Origin of the sequence: Cutibacterium acnes (assembly GCF_003030305.1) — a bacterium.
Classification (GTDB): Bacteria; Actinomycetota; Actinomycetes; order Propionibacteriales; family Propionibacteriaceae; genus Cutibacterium; species Cutibacterium acnes.
This window is the reverse complement of the sequence record NZ_CP023676.1, coordinates 2,089,138-2,107,329: the sequence shown is the minus strand read 5'-3', so window position 1 is coordinate 2,107,329 and position 18,192 is coordinate 2,089,138. Positions and strand designations below refer to the sequence as shown.

Below are 18,192 nucleotides of genomic sequence, written 5' to 3'. Positions count from 1 at the left end.
CTTCCCCACACCACCTAGGCATCAACCCACCCATTAGGCCGACAACGAACACACTACCCCCGAAGGACCCCAAACGGCACACCACCTCGCGGTCGCCGCGCTCAGCGGAGACGTCTCGGTGCTACGTCGGTCCTGTTTCTCCAGGAGGGTCGAACATATGACGTATCTTCCGGGATTCTGTCATGGGAGACGCGCTCTCGCGCAGACTATCGGGCAACATGCCTATGACGTGTGGGTAATTCGTCACCTTATAGACCACTGCCCGTCACCTCGTCCCCATACCGTCAATTCGTGACAGTCCTGTGGCTACGTCCGAGCAGCCCATTACCACGCTAGGAGTCAACTGGTGAAAGTTCTTCGTACCTCTGTCCTAGGCCTTGCCTGTGCGACGGCGCTCGTCAGCAGTGTGGGGGTGAGCCCCGCCCAGGCGGCCCAACCCGATGAATCCGCAGATCCGCACGTCGCCCTCTTGAGCGAGTACGACCGCTACTGGACCCCCAAACCGCTCGACAAGCAGAACTTCGACACTGCTTTTCGCGGTGACGTGACCCCTCAAGGCTCGAAGATCTTGGCTCGCAACGACGAGGGCGTTGAGCAGATCAACAAGGCCGGGGTTGACGAGGCGAACCAAGCCGCTGACCGACAGGGCAGATCCCAGCAGTGGCGTGCCCTGCGCGATGCCACGATGTTTACGGACCCGTTGCAAGAAGATAACGATTCCCTCGGCCCGGTGCTTAGCAAGTATGTGGCCGAGGGGCTCGCCCAGTGCACCCCGGCGAATGTTCACTCCTGCAGCCTCACCCACGTTGCCCGGTTCCTGTGGTCGACAGGGTTTCAGGAAGTGACGAATAAAAGCACCGGGCCCGCCAAGAAGTACTTCAATTACCCGCGCCCCTACCTTGCTGATCGCAGCTTTGCCGATTCCGGGAATCCGAACAATCTACGCGGCCTTAAGAAAAACCTTGCCATTGCGCGGGTGCCAAGCCGGATCGACGTGAATCACAAGAGGGGTGGACGGGCCCTCCTTACTGCCGGCTACGACCTGATGGACGGCACCTCGGGTACCAATCTGACCGTCAGCCAGGCTTTCCCGTCGGGCCACACCACCGCTGCCTATGCCTATGGTTTGGCGATGGCCGAGATCTTGCCTGAGCTGGGTCCCGAGATCCTCACTCGCGCATCCGAGGCCGGCAACAATCGCGCTGTGCTCGGCGTGCACTACCCGATGGATATCATGGGTGGGCGCATCGAGGGCCACAGCAACGTGTCCGCCGCGCTGACCACGAATAGGTTGTACGTTGCCTCCCTCAAGGCCGCCCGCACTGAGGTCATGGCATACCTCACCCGCCGTTGTGAGGCCGACGGTCATGGTGACACTGTGCAGGCATGCATCGGAAATGTGGGTGCCAACGACAAGAATGGCTACTACAACACCTTCACCGACTCGGTGTCCACGACGCCGGTGGTCGATCGCGCCTCGGCTCTTAAGGCCTATCGCGCCCGCATGACCTACGGTTTCGACAAGGCTTCCGCCTATGGTGGCCCGGCCCCCGCCACTACTGCTCCGGTCGTCCCGACTGGTGCCGAGAATCTATTGAGCACTGCCTTCCCGACCCTCTCCGATGCCCAGCGCCGTCAGGTGTTGGCCGCCACCGAAATCGATGCTGGGTATGCCCTCGACTCGTCCTCGGGTGGATGGCAGCGCATCAATCTGGCCGCAGCCATGAGCGCCAAAGTGACCGTTGGCAAGGCCGGTCACGTCGTCAAGATCGAGACCGGAAACCTCAAACCTGAGGTCGTCTCAGCTCCCCTGGCCTCCTGAGGTCAAACCGAACGAAGTCCAGTCATTGTGGCCGTGACTACTCGGTCACAATGACTGGACTTCGATCACTTCTCAGGTGAGAGGCTCGAGTACTCCGAGTACCTCATTGAAAGCTTCGGTCGAGGACGGGTGGGTCCAGATCCCGTCACGCAACGTTTCGTAGCGCACTCCCAACCGCATGGCCAGTGAGACAAAGTTGACCAGTTCCTGTGAATCAATGCACCACAGGGTTGCACCCAGGACGGTGTGGTCGTCGGCATCAACGAGAACTCGAATGACGCCTTCGGTTTGGCCGACAATCTTAGGTCGCGGCATGGCGGCGATCGTGGCGACGTCCTTGGTTGCCACGAGCACGGAGCGACCGGACTCCCGGGCCTGGCGCATCGTCATGCCGACCTGGGACAGCGGCGGGTCGAGGAAAGTGGTCGCTGGGACGGCCACTCGATCGTCACGGCGACGTGGCCCGTCGTGCAAGGTGTCCCACAACACCCGGTTGTCGTCAAGGGAGATATAGGTGAACTGCGGCCCACCATTGACGTCACCGACTGCGTACACTCCGTCAATATTGGTGCGCAGCTGATCGTCGACGGTAATGTAGCCCCGCTCATCGGTGGCCACCCCGGCGGCGGTCAGATCGAGATCCTCGGTTGCTGGGCGTCTGCCTGCTGCCACCAACACCGCGTCGGCGGCGAATGTCTGATCGTCGGTGACGACGTCGACATGGTCACCTGTTTCATCGCAGGAGGTCACCTGCGCTCCGGTGACGACGGTGACCCCTTCACCCTCAAGCATGTTGCGCACACGCTCGGCGATGTCGGTGTCAAGGGCGGGGACGAAGGTCTCGCCGGCCTCGAGCAGGGTCACCTGGGAGCCGAATCGGGCGAACATCTGGGCGAACTCCAGCCCGATGAACCCGCCGCCTACGATGACGAGCTGCGACGGCAGGGGGTCGACGTGCTGGATCGTGGTGGAGTCATGGACTCGCGGGCCATCGGCTCCGGGAACCGGAAGGTTGGCTGGGTGAGATCCGGTGTTGACGATGATCGTCTCCGCTCGCACGGTGATCTCATCGTCTCCCGCGACCACCTTGACAGTGTGCGGCCCAGTGAAGCTGGCTACCCCGTCGAGGAGGAGCACTTTGCCCTCCAGCATGGCATGGTTGGTGCGGTTCAATGTGGCGATGAGGGTGTCTCGGTCGGCGACGGCTGAGGTGAAGTAGGAGGCGGGGTCGCGACCGTCCCGCTTGGATGCCGAGTCGATGAGGTCCTTGGTAGGCACGCACGCGATGTTGATGCAGCTGCCCCCCGTACATCTGTGCTGATCTCTCGACGAGGGCGACCTTGCGTCCCTCCGCCGCCAGGCGTCCGGCGATCGTTTTGCCGGCCTTACCCCATCCGATGACCAGAACATCGACCGTGAACTCTTTATTCAACAATGGTTCGCCCTTTCGTGTATACGCGATTGGTGGTCGGTGGCCCATCGGAGCGCCGACGATGCCATTCTTTCTCGGTACCCGGCCGGGCCAACCTCATTTCGCGTAACGGGTATTGATGCCGATACGTGCCGGTGCGAGACTCGTTTGTTTTCGCTGATGAATACCCTCGCGCTCGTGGCTAAGATGTCTGGTCGCTTCCGGGGGCATACCGATCGGGGCTTTCACCGCGACGCTCCAAGCTTCTGTCTCGGGCAGCCTTCGTGGATACTTCAAGAGGTGCTGGTATCGTGGATATTCATTTACCTGAGCGGCGTGTGGCTGCATTGCGAGAACTGAGGAGGCACCGATGAGGAGTCCTCGGTTCCTGGTTGTGGTGACTGCGTGTGTGCTGTTTTGCTTCGGTTTGGCGGGTTGCAGCACGATCCAGTCTGAGACGGATGAGGATGCCGCGGCATGCGCCGACTACGCCGTGCCCGATGCGCTGCGTAAGAAACTGGACTCACGAGGGCTCACCTCTCCTGCTGCGCGTGCGGACGCCGCGCAGACATGGTTCAACGAGACCAGACCGGTGGACATCCTTATTGGCGGCTACTGGGTGGTGCGTTCGCGTCGGGGGACCCGGTTTCGTGTCGACTTCTATAGGCATATGAAGTCTGGCTCCCTGCTTCCACCTGACGCGGGAAAATCTGCTTCCTCGGTCGCGTGTCGGATCTACGACGTGGCCCATGGGGTGACGGTCCAGCAGGTTGACTGCCCAAAGGAATCGCTGGATCAGTTACCCTGACACCGCTCCTTGGCTACCGGCTCGCACCCGCCAAGAACGAACACCAGACACCCTGGTCGAGCCGGGGCGCAGCTTCACCGGGAGGAACTGCTCGGTCTGGATGCTCATGGCATGCGCCACTGCCATACTCTGGTGGTGTGAGTTCGATGAATTTGACCCGCGAGGAAGCCCGTCACCGGTCTGAGATCATCAAAGTCGAGAGGTACCACGTCCGTATCGACGTACGCGGTGCTGACGCTGATGGCGCCACCCACTTCACCTCCAACACCAGAGTGCGGTTCTCCACCACGGAGCCCGACACCTTCCTGGACCTGCTCGACGGCGAGATCGAATCGGTCATCGTCAACGGCGAGGAAGTCGAGCCGGAATACGACGGATCGCGTATTCAGCTGCACGGACTCCACACTCACCGCGAGAACCTCGTCATCGTCACCGCCAAGCTGCCCTATCAACATACTGGGCAGGGCTTGCACCGCTTCGTCGACCCGGCCGACGGCAAGGTGTACCTCTACACCCACTTTGAGGCCGCCGACTCTCGCCGGATGTACTCAGTGTTCGAACAGCCCGATCTCAAAGCCCACGTCGACTTTGACGTCATCGCCCCGAGCGACTGGCGGGTCGCCTCCAATCAGGTTCACGAAGACATTCGGGAGGAGGAAGATGGCCTCCTGCACGATTTCGCCCTCACCCCGAGGATGTCAACTTATCTCACCGCCATTGCTGCCGGCCCCTACGTCAGGTTCCAAGACGAGTGGCACTCTCGTGACGGCTCCGAATCGATTCCGCTGGGTATCTTGGCTCGTGCCTCGCTGGCCGAGTACGTCGACCATGAGGAGATCTTCAAGATCACCAAGCAGGGTTTGGCCTTCTACCATCGCACCTTTGGCTACCCCTACCCATGGGGTAAGTACGACCAGATTTTCGTGCCGGAATACAACCTTGGTGCGATGGAGAATCCGGGTTTGGTGACCTTCACCGAGAACTACATCCATCGCGGCCCAGCTACTCGATCTGAGCTTGCAGGTCGCACCAACACCATCCTCCACGAGATGGCTCACATGTGGTTCGGCGACCTCGTTACCCCGAAGTGGTGGGACGATCTGTGGCTTAAGGAGTCCTTCGCCGAGTACATGGGTGCCCACGCCTCGGTTGCCGGCACCGAATACCGCGAGGCTTGGACGAACTTCGCCGTCGGGCGCAAAGCCTGGGCCTACACCGCCGACCAGCAGTCGACAACCCACCCGATCGTCGCTGATATCGTCGATCTGGAAGCTGCCCGTCAGAACTTCGACGGCATTACCTATGCCAAAGGCGCCTCGGTGCTCAAGCAGTTGGTGGCCCATGTCGGTGTTGAGCGGTTCTTTAGCGCGGCCCGCCACTACTTTCGTGAATTGGCCTTCTCATCAGCCACCCTTGACGACCTCATTCGTCACCTCGAAAAGGCCTGCGGACGTGATCTGAGCGCCTGGGTCGACGCTTGGCTTAAGACTGCTGGTCCCGACGTCCTGCTGCCGGAACTTACTATCAGTGACGGCGTTGTTTCCGAGCTGGCTGTCGTGCGTGACTCGATTGACGTCCGCACCGGCCGCGACGTCAATCGTCCCCACACCCTGCGCGTCGGGCTGTACTCCTTGCACGGCGAAGATTTGGTGCGCACTAACCTCATCGACCTCACTATCTCCTCCCCACGCACCCCGGTTCCTGAGGCGGCGGGCAAACCGGCCCCCGACCTCATCCTCATCAACGACGACGATCTCACGTACGCCAAGGTGCGTCTTGGCGCTACTGGTACGAAGACCGTCCTTGCTCACCTGTCGGGTCTGGCCGACCCATTGGCTCGCGCTCTGGTCTGGTCGATGCTGTGGAACTCCGTGCGCGACGCCAAGCTTAAGGTTCAGGATTACCTTGACGCCGTTGCTGCGCATGGTCCCAAAGAGACCGAACCGGCCATCCTCGCCACCGTATTGCAGCAGCTACGAATGGCCGTCGAGAACTATCTTCCTGATTCTGCTCGCAAGACCGCACGGCGCGCCGAGGCAGCCCGGGCCTGGCAGGGACTCGACGAGTCCGAGCTGGGTAGCGACCTACAGCGCTTGTGGGCGCGTCACGCCCTGGCCTTGTCAGCTACCGATCCGGACTCGGCTGGACGGGTTCGTGGCCTGCTTGACGGCAATGTCGCCGGCCTGGTCGTCGATCCAGAAATGAGGTGGCAGTCCTGGATGGCTCTGGCCGCTCTGGGCCAGGCTAGCGTCGAAGACCTGGATGCCGAGCTAGAGCGTGACCACACCAAGACCGGTGTTGCCCATCACATGGCGGCCCTCACCGCTCGTCCTGACGATGCCGCGAAGCAGGAGGCTTATCGTCGCCTGCGCACCCCGGGAGAGCTGTCCAATGAGCACTGTCTGGCCCTCATCGAGGGTTTGCGTACCCCGCTGGGTGCCCAGACGTTTGCCAATCTCAATGGCTCCTACTTCGATGATCTTGAGCAGATCTGGCAGGAGTTCCCGATCGAGATGGCCCAGCGTTTAGTCGTCGGGCTGTTCCCTGACGGTGATACCGCCGAGACTGCTGACCGTTGGTTGGCGAGTCACCAATCGGCCACTGGCGGTCTGACCCGGATGGTTAGGGAACGTCGCGACGCGGCATCTCGTGCCGAAACCGCCCGTGATTTCAATAACTGAGTAACGGCTTTAACGGCGACGCTGTTTGACGACCCGCCACTGCCGTGCCAAGGCCTCACGCCAGGTAGGCACGGTGACGCCGTTGTCAGCCATGATCTGGTAGAGCCGACGCTGGTTGACCTCTAACCCAGCCAACCCGATGGCAAAGAGGACGAGTTGGGTCGACATCGCCCAGCGGAACCCGCTGAGGGTGTAACGACCGCCAGGGCACAGCATATCGAGTAGTAGGCCAATAATCTCGATCTCCAAAAGACCGAAGAAGAAGCCGCCCGTAATCGCTACACCGGTCGCGGTGGCCAACCGGTTGCCTGGCTGAAAAGTGCGGGCCACATCGAAGCCGACGTTTCCGCCAGGCAGAGAGATGCCCAGGCAGATGACGAGGAGGAAAAGCATCCACAACGGAGCAGGCCCTGGCCACACCAGGACGATCAGCCACGCCACCGCGGAGGCAGCGATCATGGCCTCGATGAGGGTGCCACGACGAATGGGGTGCCGACTGGTCAAGATGCCCGCCGTTGGTCCGGCGATGGCATTGGCGATGACATAAACCGTCATAAGTGTCGAGGCGGTGGCCGTTGAGCGTCCCTCAGCGTGGGTGAGGTAGGGCATACCCCACATCAGCGAAAATACGATTCCGGCGAAATTCGACGACATGTGTGCCCAAAAAGCCAGTCGCGTCGAGGGGTGACTGATGACCTCAGCGACCTGGTGGGGGAGTTGTTTGACGTTGCCATCGGTACGTTCCGGCTCCACTCCGGGCGGGGCGTCACGAATGAGGAGGAATGCCAACGCAGCCGCTACCGCAGCACCACCGGCCGCCAGGAGATAGGTGGAACGCCACCCGCTGCTGTTGACCATGGCCACGAGGCCAACAGCTGAGACGACCTGTCCGAACTGGCCTAGCAAACCCGTGAGTTGGGTTACCAGAGGGGTCTGTTTGGGAGGGAACCAAGCCGGCACTAGTCGTATCGCGGCACCAAAAATGAAGGCGTCGCCGCATCCGACCAGGACGCGAGCCAGCACTGCTCCGCCGACGCTTCCGGTGAGTGCCATGACGACCTGACCGACAGTCATGACGATCGACCCAGCGGTAATGACGACCCTTGATCCCAGTCGGTCGACGGTAATACCGGCTGGAATCTGGAGCACCGCGTAGACCGCTAGCTGCAACACCATGAAGGTGGCGACGACGGAGGCGGGGGCGTTGAAATGGGCGGCTGCCGTTAACCCCATGACGCCGAGAGAGGTTCGCTGCATGACCGCAAACCCGTACGCGATCACGGCTGTGATCCACACAACCCATGTCATGGCGACGCGACGACGAGGGCCCGATGTGGTGGTACTCACCTGGCTCATGGTAAGACGTTCCATTACTCCGATGCGCCCTGAGTGGCCTGCATCTGTGGTCGAGGCGGCAATGACGTCGCTCAACGGCTAGATTTGTCCTGTGGCAGACACAGTGGAGAACGCCGTCAGCACCCCCGACGTTGAGCAGCCCTGGGCTGAGTTGGGGTTGTCCGCCGACGAGTACCAGCGCATCCGGGAGATCCTGGGACGCCGCCCGACCGGCGGCGAGCTCGCCATGTACTCGGTGATGTGGTCGGAGCATTGCTCCTACAAATCATCGAAGAAATACCTGCGCCGATTCGGTGACCTGCCTCAGCAGACGCCGCTCGGCCCGCTGCTAGCTGGCATCGGGGACAATGCTGGTGTCGTCGATATTGGCAACGGACTGGCCGTCACTTTTAAGGCGGAGTCCCACAACCACCCTTCCTACGTCGAGCCCCACCAGGGCGCAGCTACCGGAGTCGGTGGCATCGTTCGCGACATCATGGCGATGGGCGCTCGCCCGGTCGGCGTCATGAATGCTTTGGCTTTCGGCCCGCTGGATGCTCCAGATACCGCACGTGTGCTGCCCGGTGTTGTGTCTGGGATCGCCGACTATGGCAACTGCCTCGGCCTGCCCACGATCGGCGGCCAGACCCTCTTCGACCCCACCTATTACGGCAATCCGCTCGTCAACGCCCTGTGCGTCGGGGTGCTGCGTCATGAGGACCTACAGTTCGCCAAAGCCTCGGGTGTAGGCAATCTCGTCGTTCTCTTTGGTGCGGCCACCGGTGGCGACGGTATCGGTGGCGCGTCGATCCTTGCCTCGGAATCCTTCGCTGCAGAGGGCGAGTCGAAGCGACCCAGCGTCCAGGTGGGCGACCCGTTCATGGAGAAGCTGCTCATCGAGTGCACCCTTGACCTCTTCAACGCCGGGGTAGTTGAGGCCTTGCAGGATTTCGGTGCCGCCGGAATCTCCTGTGCCACCTCCGAGCTGGCCAGTGCTGGCGACGGTGGCATGCACGTCGAGCTCGACCGCGTTCCGCTGCGCGACCCGAACCTCGCCCCTGAAGAGATCCTCATGAGCGAGTCCCAGGAGCGGATGGCCGCGGTGGTGCGCCCCGATCAGCTTGACCGCTTCATGGAGATCTGCGCCCATTGGGGTGTCGCTGCCACTGTCATTGGCGAGGTCACCGACACCGGTCGACTTCACATTGATTGGCAGGGCGAGCGGATTGTCGACGTCGATCCGCGGACGGTTGCTCACGACGGACCGGTTCTCGACATGCCGGCCGCCCGTCCGTGGTGGATTGATGAGCTCAACGAGAACGACGCCAACGCGTTGCCGCGCGATAACTCTGGTGAGGGTCTTGCCGGGGCCCTGCTGGCCCTTGTTGGCTCCGCCCAGCTGTGCGACCGTTCCTGGATCACCGACCAGTATGACCGGTTCGTGCGTGGCAATACTGTGCTCGCTCAGCCGAACGATGCCGGCATGATTCGTATTGACGACAACCTCGGCATCGCGCTGTCCTTGGACGCTAACGGACGCCAGACCACCCTTAACCCGTATCTTGGCGCCCAGCTGGCTCTTTGCGAGGCTTACCGGAATGTGGCTGTCTCTGGCGCAACTCCGGTGGCTGTCACTGATTGCCTCAATTATGGCTCCCCGTACGATCCCGATGTCATGTGGCAATTCGACGAGACCATCCTTGGTCTGGTTGACGGCTGCCGCGAGCTTGGCGTGCCGGTTACGGGCGGTAACGTTTCCCTGCACAACCGCACTGGAGATGAGTCGATTCGGCCTACTCCGCTCGTTGGTGTGCTCGGCGTTATTGATGACGTGCATCGTCGCATCCCGTCGGCCTTCGCACACGACGGCGACGCTGTCTTGCTGCTAGGAACGACGAAGTGCGAGTTCGGCGGATCGGTCTATGAGGACGTCATCCACGCTGGCCACCTAGGCGGTATGCCCCCGATGCCCGACCTGAATGCCGAGAAGGCCCTGGCCGCGGTGATGGTGGAAGCGTCGAAGCGCGGCCTGTTGTCTAGCGCCCACGACCTGTCCGACGGTGGCCTGGCACAGGCGCTTGTGGAAAGCTGCCTACAGGGGGGTCTTGGCGTGTCGGTGAGTCTGCCCGAGGGCGAACCATCGGTGATGTTGTTCTCGGAGACCCCGGCCCGAGCGATCGTCTCGCTGTGCGGTAACGGCTACCGTGAGTTCAAGGAGCTGTGCCAGGAGCACGGTGTGCCGACTGCCCGTATTGGCGAGGTCATAGATCACGGTGAGATCGAGGTTAACGGTCTGTTCAGCCTCCCCCTTGACGAGATCGAACGAGCCTGGCGCAAGCCGATTCCAACTGCTATGGGGGAGTGACGGGAATTCCTGGCCCGGCTGACAGCGTCAGCGCAGCCAACGGTGCCGCCGCTTTGAGGTTCTTCTCGCGCCACTCCTCGTCAGGCTGGGAAGCTGCGACGATTGCGCCGCCGGCACCGACCGTTACCTGCGACCCCGTTCGGATCACCGTCCGTATCACGATGCTGAGGTCGGCGGTGCGATCGAAGCCGAGATATCCCAGGATTCCCGAGTAGATTCCCCGGGCGCCGACCTCCAGACCGTCCAGGATTTCTACGGACCGTTCCTTCGGTGCCCCGGTCATCGATCCACCAGGGAAGGTCGCTCGCAGTACGTCGACCAATCCGACGTCCTCACGCAATCGTCCGCGCACCGTGGTCACCATCTGGTGCACCGTCGCATATGACTCGATCGCCATCAGACGTGGTACCTCCACCGTGCCTGGTTGGCACACGCGCGACAGGTCGTTGCGCACCAGATCAGCGATCATGAGATTCTCGGCGCGGTTTTTCGCGTCATGTTGTAAATCGACAATTCCCCGGGCATCCTCCACCGGATCATCACAGCGAGCCATTGTCCCCTTGATCGGCTTGGATTCAGCGATGCCGTCGCGTACTCGCAGGAACCGTTCCGGGGATGAAGAGCACACCTCCACACGCGGGTCGGTAAACCGAAGATACGCCCCATAGGGGGCTGGGTTTCGACGCCGCAGTGCGCGGTACAACCGCCAGCCGTCCACGTCGCACCGGGAGGTCCACGTGTCGGTCAGACAGGCCTCGTACGAGTCACCGCGCGTTAGCGCCTGCTGGATTGCGGCAACACGGTCCTGGTAGCCCCCTCGGCTGAGCCGCCACGACCCTTCCACAGGCACGGTTAGCGGTGCGGGCTCTTCGCTGCTACCTGGTCGCTTCACCAGCGTCGCAGCCAGTGCGTCCAATAGATCAGCGGCCTCATTGCAGCCGGGCGTGTCACGGTCGTCCAAGGCTAGGAGGTGAGCGTGATGCCGGTAGTGGTCGTACGCAATCCAGCTGGCCGGACGCATCCACATGGCATCGGGCAGTTCGCTGCAGTGCGCATTCGGGCCCAAGGTCAGCGCCTTGCACTCATAGCCCAGGAAACCGACATAGCCACCTGTGAATGGGATGTCATCTAGTTCCGGGTCCCTCCGTGATACTCCATCTGCAAGACGGCGTTCCAAGAAGTCCAGCACATCACCAGACTGGGTTCGCCCGTTGACCGTCAACGTGTTTGTGATGACGTCGTAACTGACCAGTTCGGATGCCGCCCCCGACGCCGTGCCCATGACACTCCAACGGCCGGTGTCGCCACGCGTGGTGGCCGAGTCCAACCAGAAGGCGTCACCGTCGCCAGCGAGGCGGCTGAAGGTGGCTTCTTCGTCGAGGTCGATGTCCACCGTTTGGTGGTGGATTGTCCACCGTGCCGTAGTCCGGGCACACTTTCGTGACTGGATGTTGCGCGGTTCGCGTTTGTCGCGTACCTCGCTGTGTCGTGGCTGGCTGCCGATCGCCAGGAAGTTCGTCATTAACTGACATCCGACCTGCGTCATGACTGACTCTGGGTGGAATTGCACGCCCCAGTGTGGCCGGTCGGCAACCTCGAACGCCATGATGGCGCCATCCTCGGCGCGAGCATGTTCGACGATCTGGTCACCCAACGTGGTCAAGCACAGTGAGTGATACCGAGTTGCCTCGAAATCTTGCGGTAATCCGGCGAAGATTCCACGCCTGGAGTGATGAATTCGGCTGACGATGCCGTGATGGGGCCGAATGGTCTGCAACTGGGCACCGTGACGTAACCCGAGGCCTTGGTGGCCCAGGCACACCCCGAGCAGGGGGAGCTTGTTGGAGGCATCGATCACCTGTCCGGCGGTCTTGAAGTCCTTGTCGTTGTGCGGGGAGCCAGGTCCTGGACCGATAACCACGTGGTCGAATTCGCCATCAGCCAATCGGCGGAGGATCCCTGCACGCTCGACCTCCTCGGGGCGGACCACCACTGGCTCGATCCCGCTGACTTCGGCCAATAGGTGTGCCAGGTTGAAGGTGAAGGAATCGTGGTTGTCAACCAGCAGGATCACGGGCCCTCCTCGGTGACATCCGCTGCAGTGCAAGAGCAATAGCACAAGGATAGGGGCCACTTCCCGAAACGGGCTGTCCTGGCATCGTGCCGTGGTAGGGGGCGGACACGCTCATCATTTATGATGATTGTATCGTCAATAAACGATAGGCTTATGCCATGGGCGATGAAGGCAAGAAACCCGAGGATACCCGTCGTCGACCGATGGTCGTCAGCAAAGGCTGGGTGCAAGGGATCGCCCTTGTGATGATCCTGGGATTCACGGTGATGGGCATCCTCGCGTATCACACCTATAACGACTCCATACCCATACCCGACAAGGTTGTCTCCACCACCGGAGAGGTGCTGTTTACTCATGACGACATCGTTGCCGGGCAGGAAGCCTTCAATAACCGAGGCCTCATGGAGTATGGGTCCATCGTCGGCCACGGTGGGTACCTTGGCCCCGACTTCACCGCCGACTATCTGCGTCGTGCCGCGACGTTGACCCTGGATGTTCGAATCAAAGCTAGAGAGAATCAACCGCACCAGGCCAACATCAAGGACTGGCGTACCAACCGCTACGACTCCCGCACCGGCGTGCTCGTCCTATCACGTCAGCAGACCGCCGCATACCACCATCTCGTTTCCTACTACACGACGTATTTCGGGAGGAATTCGCACAACCTCGGTCTGCTAGCCGACGACATCAAGGGCCCGGCACAAGCTAGGCACTTGACCGACTTCTTCGCGTGGACCGCATGGGGAGCGGCCGCAGATCGGCCCGGCCACAGCTATTCGTACACAAACAACTGGCCGGCAGACCCGACTGTGGCGAACCGTCCAACGGCCGACATGGTTGTCTGGTCCGTGCTTTCCCTTATCGTCCTCATCGGCGGTACCGGAGTCATGTTCGCAATATATGGGCGCTGGAGCAAGAACATCGGTTGGCACGAGTCGGAGACTCCGTCACTGAGTTTCATCCCTCCCAGCCAGGTTGGGCTTACCAAGTCGCAACGCGCCACCTCATGGTTTTTCTTCGTCATTGCTGTTTTGTTCCTTTTCCAGACCCTTGTTGGTGCGGCGGCAGAGCATTACCGGGCGGATATTTCGAGTTTTTTTTGGGTTCGATTTGGCGGCCTGGTTGCCCTATAACCTTGCCCGAACCTGGCATGTTCAGTTGGCGTTGTTCTGGACGGCGGCAGCCTTCCTTGCCGGCGGCATCTTCCTGGCTCCCTTCGTCTCGGGTAAGGAGCCTAGGAGGCAACACGTGCTGACTTACGTGCTGCTCGGGGCAGTAGCTTTCGTCGTATTCGGTTCCCTTACCAGTGAGGCGTTGTCGGTCTACGGAGTTTCGTGGGCTAAAGGTCCGGTCTTCGGCCAGCAGTGGGAGTACATCGACCTGTCGAAGATGTTCCAACTCCTGCTCACCCTTGGCATGTTCCTGTGGGTGTTCATTATCTGGCGTGCTATGCATACCCGGATGAGGACCGAATCGGTCGGCAATATGCCGTGGGTGTTTTTCTTCTCGGCCCTATCGATCCCGATGTTCTACGCCGTGGGTCTCCTCGCCGGGACGCACACTCAGCTCTCGGTGGCTGAGTTCTGGCGTTTCTGGGTGGTCCATCTCTGGGTCGAGGACTTCCTCGAGCTCTTCACCACCGTCATGGTGGCGTACATCTTCGTCATGCTCGGTGTCGTCCGCGAGAAGGTGGCGTTGGGTGTCATCTACATGGACGTCATCCTCTACTCGGCCGGTGGGGTGCTCGGCACCATGCACCACCTGTACTTCTCGGGCACCCCGAGCGCGCACATGGCCATCGGCGCCTTCTTCTCGGCTGCGGAGGTCATCCCATTGACGTTCCTCACAGTCGAGGCGTGGGGATTCATGCAGCTCGGAGCCCGGCGTGAGTCGCGATCGTCGACGCCGTTCCCGCATCGCTGGACGGTGATGTTCCTCGTTGCAGTCGGGTTCTGGAACTTCGTCGGTGCTGGTGTCTTCGGATTCCTCATCAACCTGCCGATCGTGTCCTACTACGAGATCGGCACCGCCCTCACCGCCAACCATGCCCACGGGGCGATGATGGGCGTCTACGGGATGATGGCCATGGCCTTGGCGATGTTCGCGCTGAGGTACCTCATCCCTGCGTGGAACGACAAGCTGGCGAAAATCTCGTTCTGGTGCACGAACATCGGGCTCGCCTGGATGGTCTTCGTCACCCTGCTACCGCTTGGCATCCTGCAGCTATACCACTCGGTGGACGCAGGCTATTTCGAAGCCCGCCAGCTCAACTACATCACCGAGCATTGCAACGTCGTCCTCGAGTGGCTCCGCATGCCGGGGGACCTCGTCTTCATCATCGGCGGAGTGCTGCCGTTCTTGTGGATGACATTCCAGGGACTGATGCACCACCGGGAAGGGAGGACCGTCGATGAACTGCCGGTGGAGCGGCTCTTCATCGAGGAGGCCCCGGGCGAGCAAGGACACGCCCAGCTGCCGGAGGCGACGAGGTGAGCCCGTCCCTCCAGGTGGTGCTCACTTGTTGCTACTCCCTCTTTCTGCTTACCGTGGCCTGGTTGCTCGATGTCTTGGGTCGCCACAGCGCCCGGATGAGTCGGGAGTGGAAGACGACGAACTTCGTCTACCACGACGATCGGGACGGATGGAAGTGCCATGAGGACCACTGGCTGTGGCCCGCGAGCTTCGATCCGCAGAAGCGGGTCGTCAGGTACCGCGGTCAGCACGAGATTTGTGGTCGATGCCCCGTCAAGGACACGTGCTCGCCGACGATGACGGCGCGCGAGGTAACCATGCCCGTCGACCCGTGGCCGTACTCCGAGGCCGGACTGTTCCATCGCGGTATGACGGTGTGCGTCATGGTCGCTGCTCTGGCCCTGCCAGGTGGCATGCTCTTCGTGGCACGGACGGTGGCGGAGGTGGTCACTCTTATAGCGACTATCGCTATCGTCTGCCTGGCTCTCGTTCCCACCGCTGCATCCATACGCCGGCGCCCAGTGGACATCCCAGAGGGGTTGCCGCTGGAGACGTCAGTGCCGGATACCGGGACGGCGCACGACGACGGTCGTGTCCGCGTGCTCGGCGTTCATGGACAGGCGACGACAGACCGAGCCGGTGACGAGGCCGACCGTCTTATCGCCCGGTACGGGTCCCGTTGGAGGTCCGGACGGACGCGGTACCGCTCGGTCGAGCAGGCGGCTGCGGTCGAGGCCGCGGCGCGGAGCACGTATGACCGGGGCAGGTACTACCGAGGTGCGGACGACGTCGATGCCGACAGGAGCAGAACATGAGTGATCTCGAATGGACCTTCACCACGATCGCGCTCGTCATCCTCGTCATCGGGTTCCTGATATCGAGCTTCAAGATCATCCCCGAATATGAGCGCGGCGTCGTTTTCCGGCTCGGCAAACTGCGCGGGCTGCACGGTTCCGGGCTCGTGTTTATCTTCCCCGGCCTCGACAAGCTGCACAGAGTCGACCAACGCACCGTAACCCTGACGATCCCGCCGCAGGAGATCATCACCCGCGACAACGTGCCGGCTCGTGTCAACGCCGTCGTCCTATTCAACGTGACGGACCCCATGGATGCTGTCATGAATGTGGAGAATTACGCGATCGCGACGAGCCAGATCGCTCAGACGACGTTGCGAAGTGTCCTAGGCCGGGCGGATCTCGACACCCTCCTCGCCCACCGGGAGGAACTCAACACGGACCTCCGTGAGATCATCGAGGTGCAGACGCACCCGTGGGGTGTCGATGTGTCCGTCGTGGAGATTAAGGACGTGGAGATCCCGGAGGCGATGCAGCGGGCCATGGCCCGTGAGGCGGAGGCGGAGCGGGAGCGGCGGGCGAAAGTCATCAACGCACGCGGCGAGATGCAGGCGTCCGGCGAGTTGCGGCAGGCGGCCGACGAACTCTCGAAGAGCCCGGCCTCCCTGCATTTGCGGTATTTGCAGACGCTTCTTGAGCTGGGAGCCGATCAGAACTCGACGGTCGTGTTCCCATTGCCCATGGATATCCTCGCCCCCTTCCTTCGCAAAGATCACGGGAATTGACCGATGGGGGTCTGGACTTCGGGACGGTCGGGTCCTACCCGCGTCCGCGTGGTTCCTGTTTGCTTGAGGTATGGAGCAGTCGGGTATGTAACCGCCTCATAATCCGACGATGAGGCGCGGAGACGGCCCTACACTTTGATCATGGATCTTTCTCATACTTTCAAGGACCTGTCTGCCAAGGTTGATTCTGGTTTCGACGATGCCGTTGAGCAACTCACCCGCCACGTGGCAGTCCGGTCGGTTAGTTCCCAGCGGCCCGACGGCGTGAGGTCCGGAGCCGAGTTCGTTGCCGCCGCTGCCAAGGAGGCCGGTGCCGCCGACGTCACCGTCGTCACGGAGAACGACGGCCTTCCCGCTGTCATCGCCCACTGGCCGGCGCCTGAGGGTATGCCCACTGTCCTGCTGTACTCCCACGGTGACGTCCAACCCACCGGCAACCTTGATGAGTGGCATACTGAACCCTTCGTCGCCACCGCCAAAGGTGAGCGTCTCTATGGTCGTGGCACCGCCGACGACAAAGGTGGCGTCGCCGCCCATCTGGCCGCCATTCGTGCCTTCGACGGCAAGCCCCCAGTCGGCGTCACCCTCTTCGTCGAGGGCGAGGAGGAGATCGGCTCGGCTTCTATGGAGGTCATCATCGCCGAGCACAAGGACGAGCTGGCCGCCGACGTCATCGTTGTCGCCGATTCGGTCAACTGGGAGCAGGGCGTCCCTTCCGTGACGACCACCCTGCGCGGCGTCGTCGACTGCATCGTCGAGGTCTCCACCCTCGACCACGCCTTGCATTCCGGCCAGTTTGGCGGCATCGTGCCCGATGCCTTGACCACCCTGTGTCGACTTATCGCCACCCTTCACGACGGGACCGGTGAGGTCACCGTCGACGGGTTGCAGGGATTCGCGGGCCCTGAACTGGATTACCCGGAGGATCGTTTGCGTGCGGAGACCGGCATCCTCGACGGTGTTCAGTGGGTCGGGCGCGGACGTGCAGTCGAGAAGATGTGGACCAAGCCGTCGGTGACCGTCATTGCTATTGACGCCACTCCGGTCAAGGACGCCATCAATATCCTTCCTGCCAGCGCTCGGGCCAAGATCAGCCTGCGTGTCGCTCCCGGCCAAGACGCCGGCGAGGCTATGGAGGCCCTCGTCAAGCATCTGGAGTCCCACGTCGAGTTCGGTGCTCATATCAAGGTGACCCGTGGTCAGTTGGGACAGCCGGGCGTCGTCCCCTTCACCGGTGACAAGGCCGAGGTCGCCAAGGAGGCCTTCAGGCTGGCATGGGGGCAGGAGCCGGTCGAGATGGGCACTGGTGGCGCTATCCCGCTGGTGACTGACTTGCAGCACGCCTTCCCGGAGGCCACCGTCCTGGTGACTGCTGTTACTGACCCGGAGTCGCGTATGCACGGCATCGACGAGTCCCTGCACCTGGGTGATTTCCGTCGGGCGATCCTCACCGAGGCCCTCATGCTTGCTGGCCTCGCCGAGTGAGGAGCGAAGTTCCACTGCACGGTGTTCCCGCGTAGGATAACCCTGCCGTCGGCTGTGCCGGCAGGCAGGGCCTGGGACGTTCAGCGGGGAGTTGCCCCGTTTGTGTGACGATCACCGGGATTCGCGTCAGAAGGGTGGGCAGGCGCGGGCAGCACGTTGT

11 protein-coding genes and 1 pseudogene are annotated in these 18,192 nt (G+C 61.8%); 9 read left to right on the top strand and 3 right to left on the bottom strand.

The annotated features are described in order from the left end of the window. The first annotated feature begins 346 nt into the window (after positions 1 to 346). Positions 347 to 1,822 carry an acid phosphatase gene (locus CPA42_RS10555; protein ID WP_002515390.1) on the top strand — a complete coding sequence of 492 codons (1,476 nt, stop codon included), beginning with the start codon at positions 347 to 349 and terminating at the stop codon, positions 1,820 to 1,822. Between the two features lie 72 nt (positions 1,823 to 1,894). Here the strand turns inward: CPA42_RS10555 and CPA42_RS10550 are convergent, their stop codons facing one another. Then, positions 1,895 to 3,100, bottom strand: coding sequence for a dihydrolipoyl dehydrogenase family protein (locus tag CPA42_RS10550; RefSeq protein ID WP_002519571.1), 1,206 nt, complete (start codon positions 3,098 to 3,100; stop codon positions 1,895 to 1,897). A gap of 313 nt (positions 3,101 to 3,413) precedes the next feature. On the opposite strand from CPA42_RS10550, the gene CPA42_RS10540 reads away from it, so the two are divergent. The 3 genes from CPA42_RS10540 (at position 3,414) to pepN (ending at position 6,722) form a co-directional block, all read left to right on the top strand. Beyond that, positions 3,414 to 3,593, top strand: a complete 180-nt coding sequence (locus CPA42_RS10540) for a hypothetical protein (protein ID WP_002519572.1) — start codon at positions 3,414 to 3,416, stop codon at positions 3,591 to 3,593. Between the two features lie 10 nt (positions 3,594 to 3,603). Next, positions 3,604 to 4,041: a hypothetical protein gene (locus tag CPA42_RS10535; protein WP_002515401.1), complete on the top strand. Its 438-nt coding sequence runs from the start codon at positions 3,604 to 3,606 to the stop codon at positions 4,039 to 4,041. A 146-nt stretch (positions 4,042 to 4,187) separates the two neighbouring features. Next, positions 4,188 to 6,722, top strand: coding sequence for an aminopeptidase N (gene pepN / locus CPA42_RS10530; RefSeq protein ID WP_002515412.1), 2,535 nt, complete (start codon positions 4,188 to 4,190; stop codon positions 6,720 to 6,722). A gap of 9 nt (positions 6,723 to 6,731) precedes the next feature. On the opposite strand, the gene CPA42_RS10525 is transcribed toward pepN, so the two are convergent. Beyond that, entirely contained in the window at positions 6,732 to 8,030 is a 1,299-nt protein-coding gene (locus tag CPA42_RS10525; protein ID WP_002519573.1) for an MFS transporter, read from the bottom strand. Between the two features lie 139 nt (positions 8,031 to 8,169). On the opposite strand from CPA42_RS10525, the gene purL reads away from it, so the two are divergent. Next, complete coding sequence (gene purL / locus CPA42_RS10520; RefSeq protein ID WP_002519574.1) at positions 8,170 to 10,422, top strand: phosphoribosylformylglycinamidine synthase subunit PurL; 2,253 nt, start codon at positions 8,170 to 8,172, stop codon at positions 10,420 to 10,422. Here purL and pabB read toward each other — a convergent pair. Then, a complete protein-coding gene (pabB, locus tag CPA42_RS10515; protein WP_002515369.1) occupies positions 10,409 to 12,496 on the bottom strand; it encodes an aminodeoxychorismate synthase component I in 2,088 nt (695 codons plus the stop codon). The two genes, purL and pabB, sit on opposite strands and share 14 nt — an antisense overlap. Positions 12,497 to 12,654: 158 nt before the next feature. On the opposite strand from pabB, the pseudogene CPA42_RS10510 reads away from it, so the two are divergent. The 4 genes and pseudogenes from CPA42_RS10510 (at position 12,655) to CPA42_RS10495 (ending at position 18,032) form a co-directional block, all read left to right on the top strand. After that, positions 12,655 to 14,989 (top strand): annotated as a pseudogene (locus CPA42_RS10510) (nitric-oxide reductase large subunit). Beyond that, a complete protein-coding gene (locus CPA42_RS10505; RefSeq protein ID WP_002515409.1) occupies positions 14,986 to 15,783 on the top strand; it encodes a hypothetical protein in 798 nt (265 codons plus the stop codon). Before CPA42_RS10510 ends, CPA42_RS10505 begins: the two are co-directional and overlap by 4 nt. Next, complete coding sequence (locus CPA42_RS10500) at positions 15,780 to 16,547, top strand: slipin family protein (protein ID WP_002515414.1); 768 nt, start codon at positions 15,780 to 15,782, stop codon at positions 16,545 to 16,547. Before CPA42_RS10505 ends, CPA42_RS10500 begins: the two co-directional genes overlap by 4 nt. A gap of 141 nt (positions 16,548 to 16,688) precedes the next feature. After that, complete coding sequence (locus CPA42_RS10495; RefSeq protein WP_002519576.1) at positions 16,689 to 18,032, top strand: dipeptidase; 1,344 nt, start codon at positions 16,689 to 16,691, stop codon at positions 18,030 to 18,032. The last annotated feature ends 160 nt before the right edge of the window (positions 18,033 to 18,192 follow it).

What these genes read in the sequence shown, in the direction of transcription:
- pepN (WP_002515412.1), top strand. Translation starts at nt 4,188, where the DNA reads ATGAATTTGACCCGCGAGGAAGCCCGTCACCGGTCTGAGATCATCAAA.
- CPA42_RS10540 (WP_002519572.1), top strand. Translation starts at nt 3,414, where the DNA reads ATGAATACCCTCGCGCTCGTGGCTAAGATGTCTGGTCGCTTCCGGGGG.
- CPA42_RS10525 (WP_002519573.1), bottom strand. Translation starts at nt 8,030, where the DNA reads ATGACATGGGTTGTGTGGATCACAGCCGTGATCGCGTACGGGTTTGCG.
- CPA42_RS10500 (WP_002515414.1), top strand. Translation starts at nt 15,780, where the DNA reads ATGAGTGATCTCGAATGGACCTTCACCACGATCGCGCTCGTCATCCTC.
- CPA42_RS10535 (WP_002515401.1), top strand. Translation starts at nt 3,604, where the DNA reads ATGAGGAGTCCTCGGTTCCTGGTTGTGGTGACTGCGTGTGTGCTGTTT.
- CPA42_RS10495 (WP_002519576.1), top strand. Translation starts at nt 16,689, where the DNA reads ATGGATCTTTCTCATACTTTCAAGGACCTGTCTGCCAAGGTTGATTCT.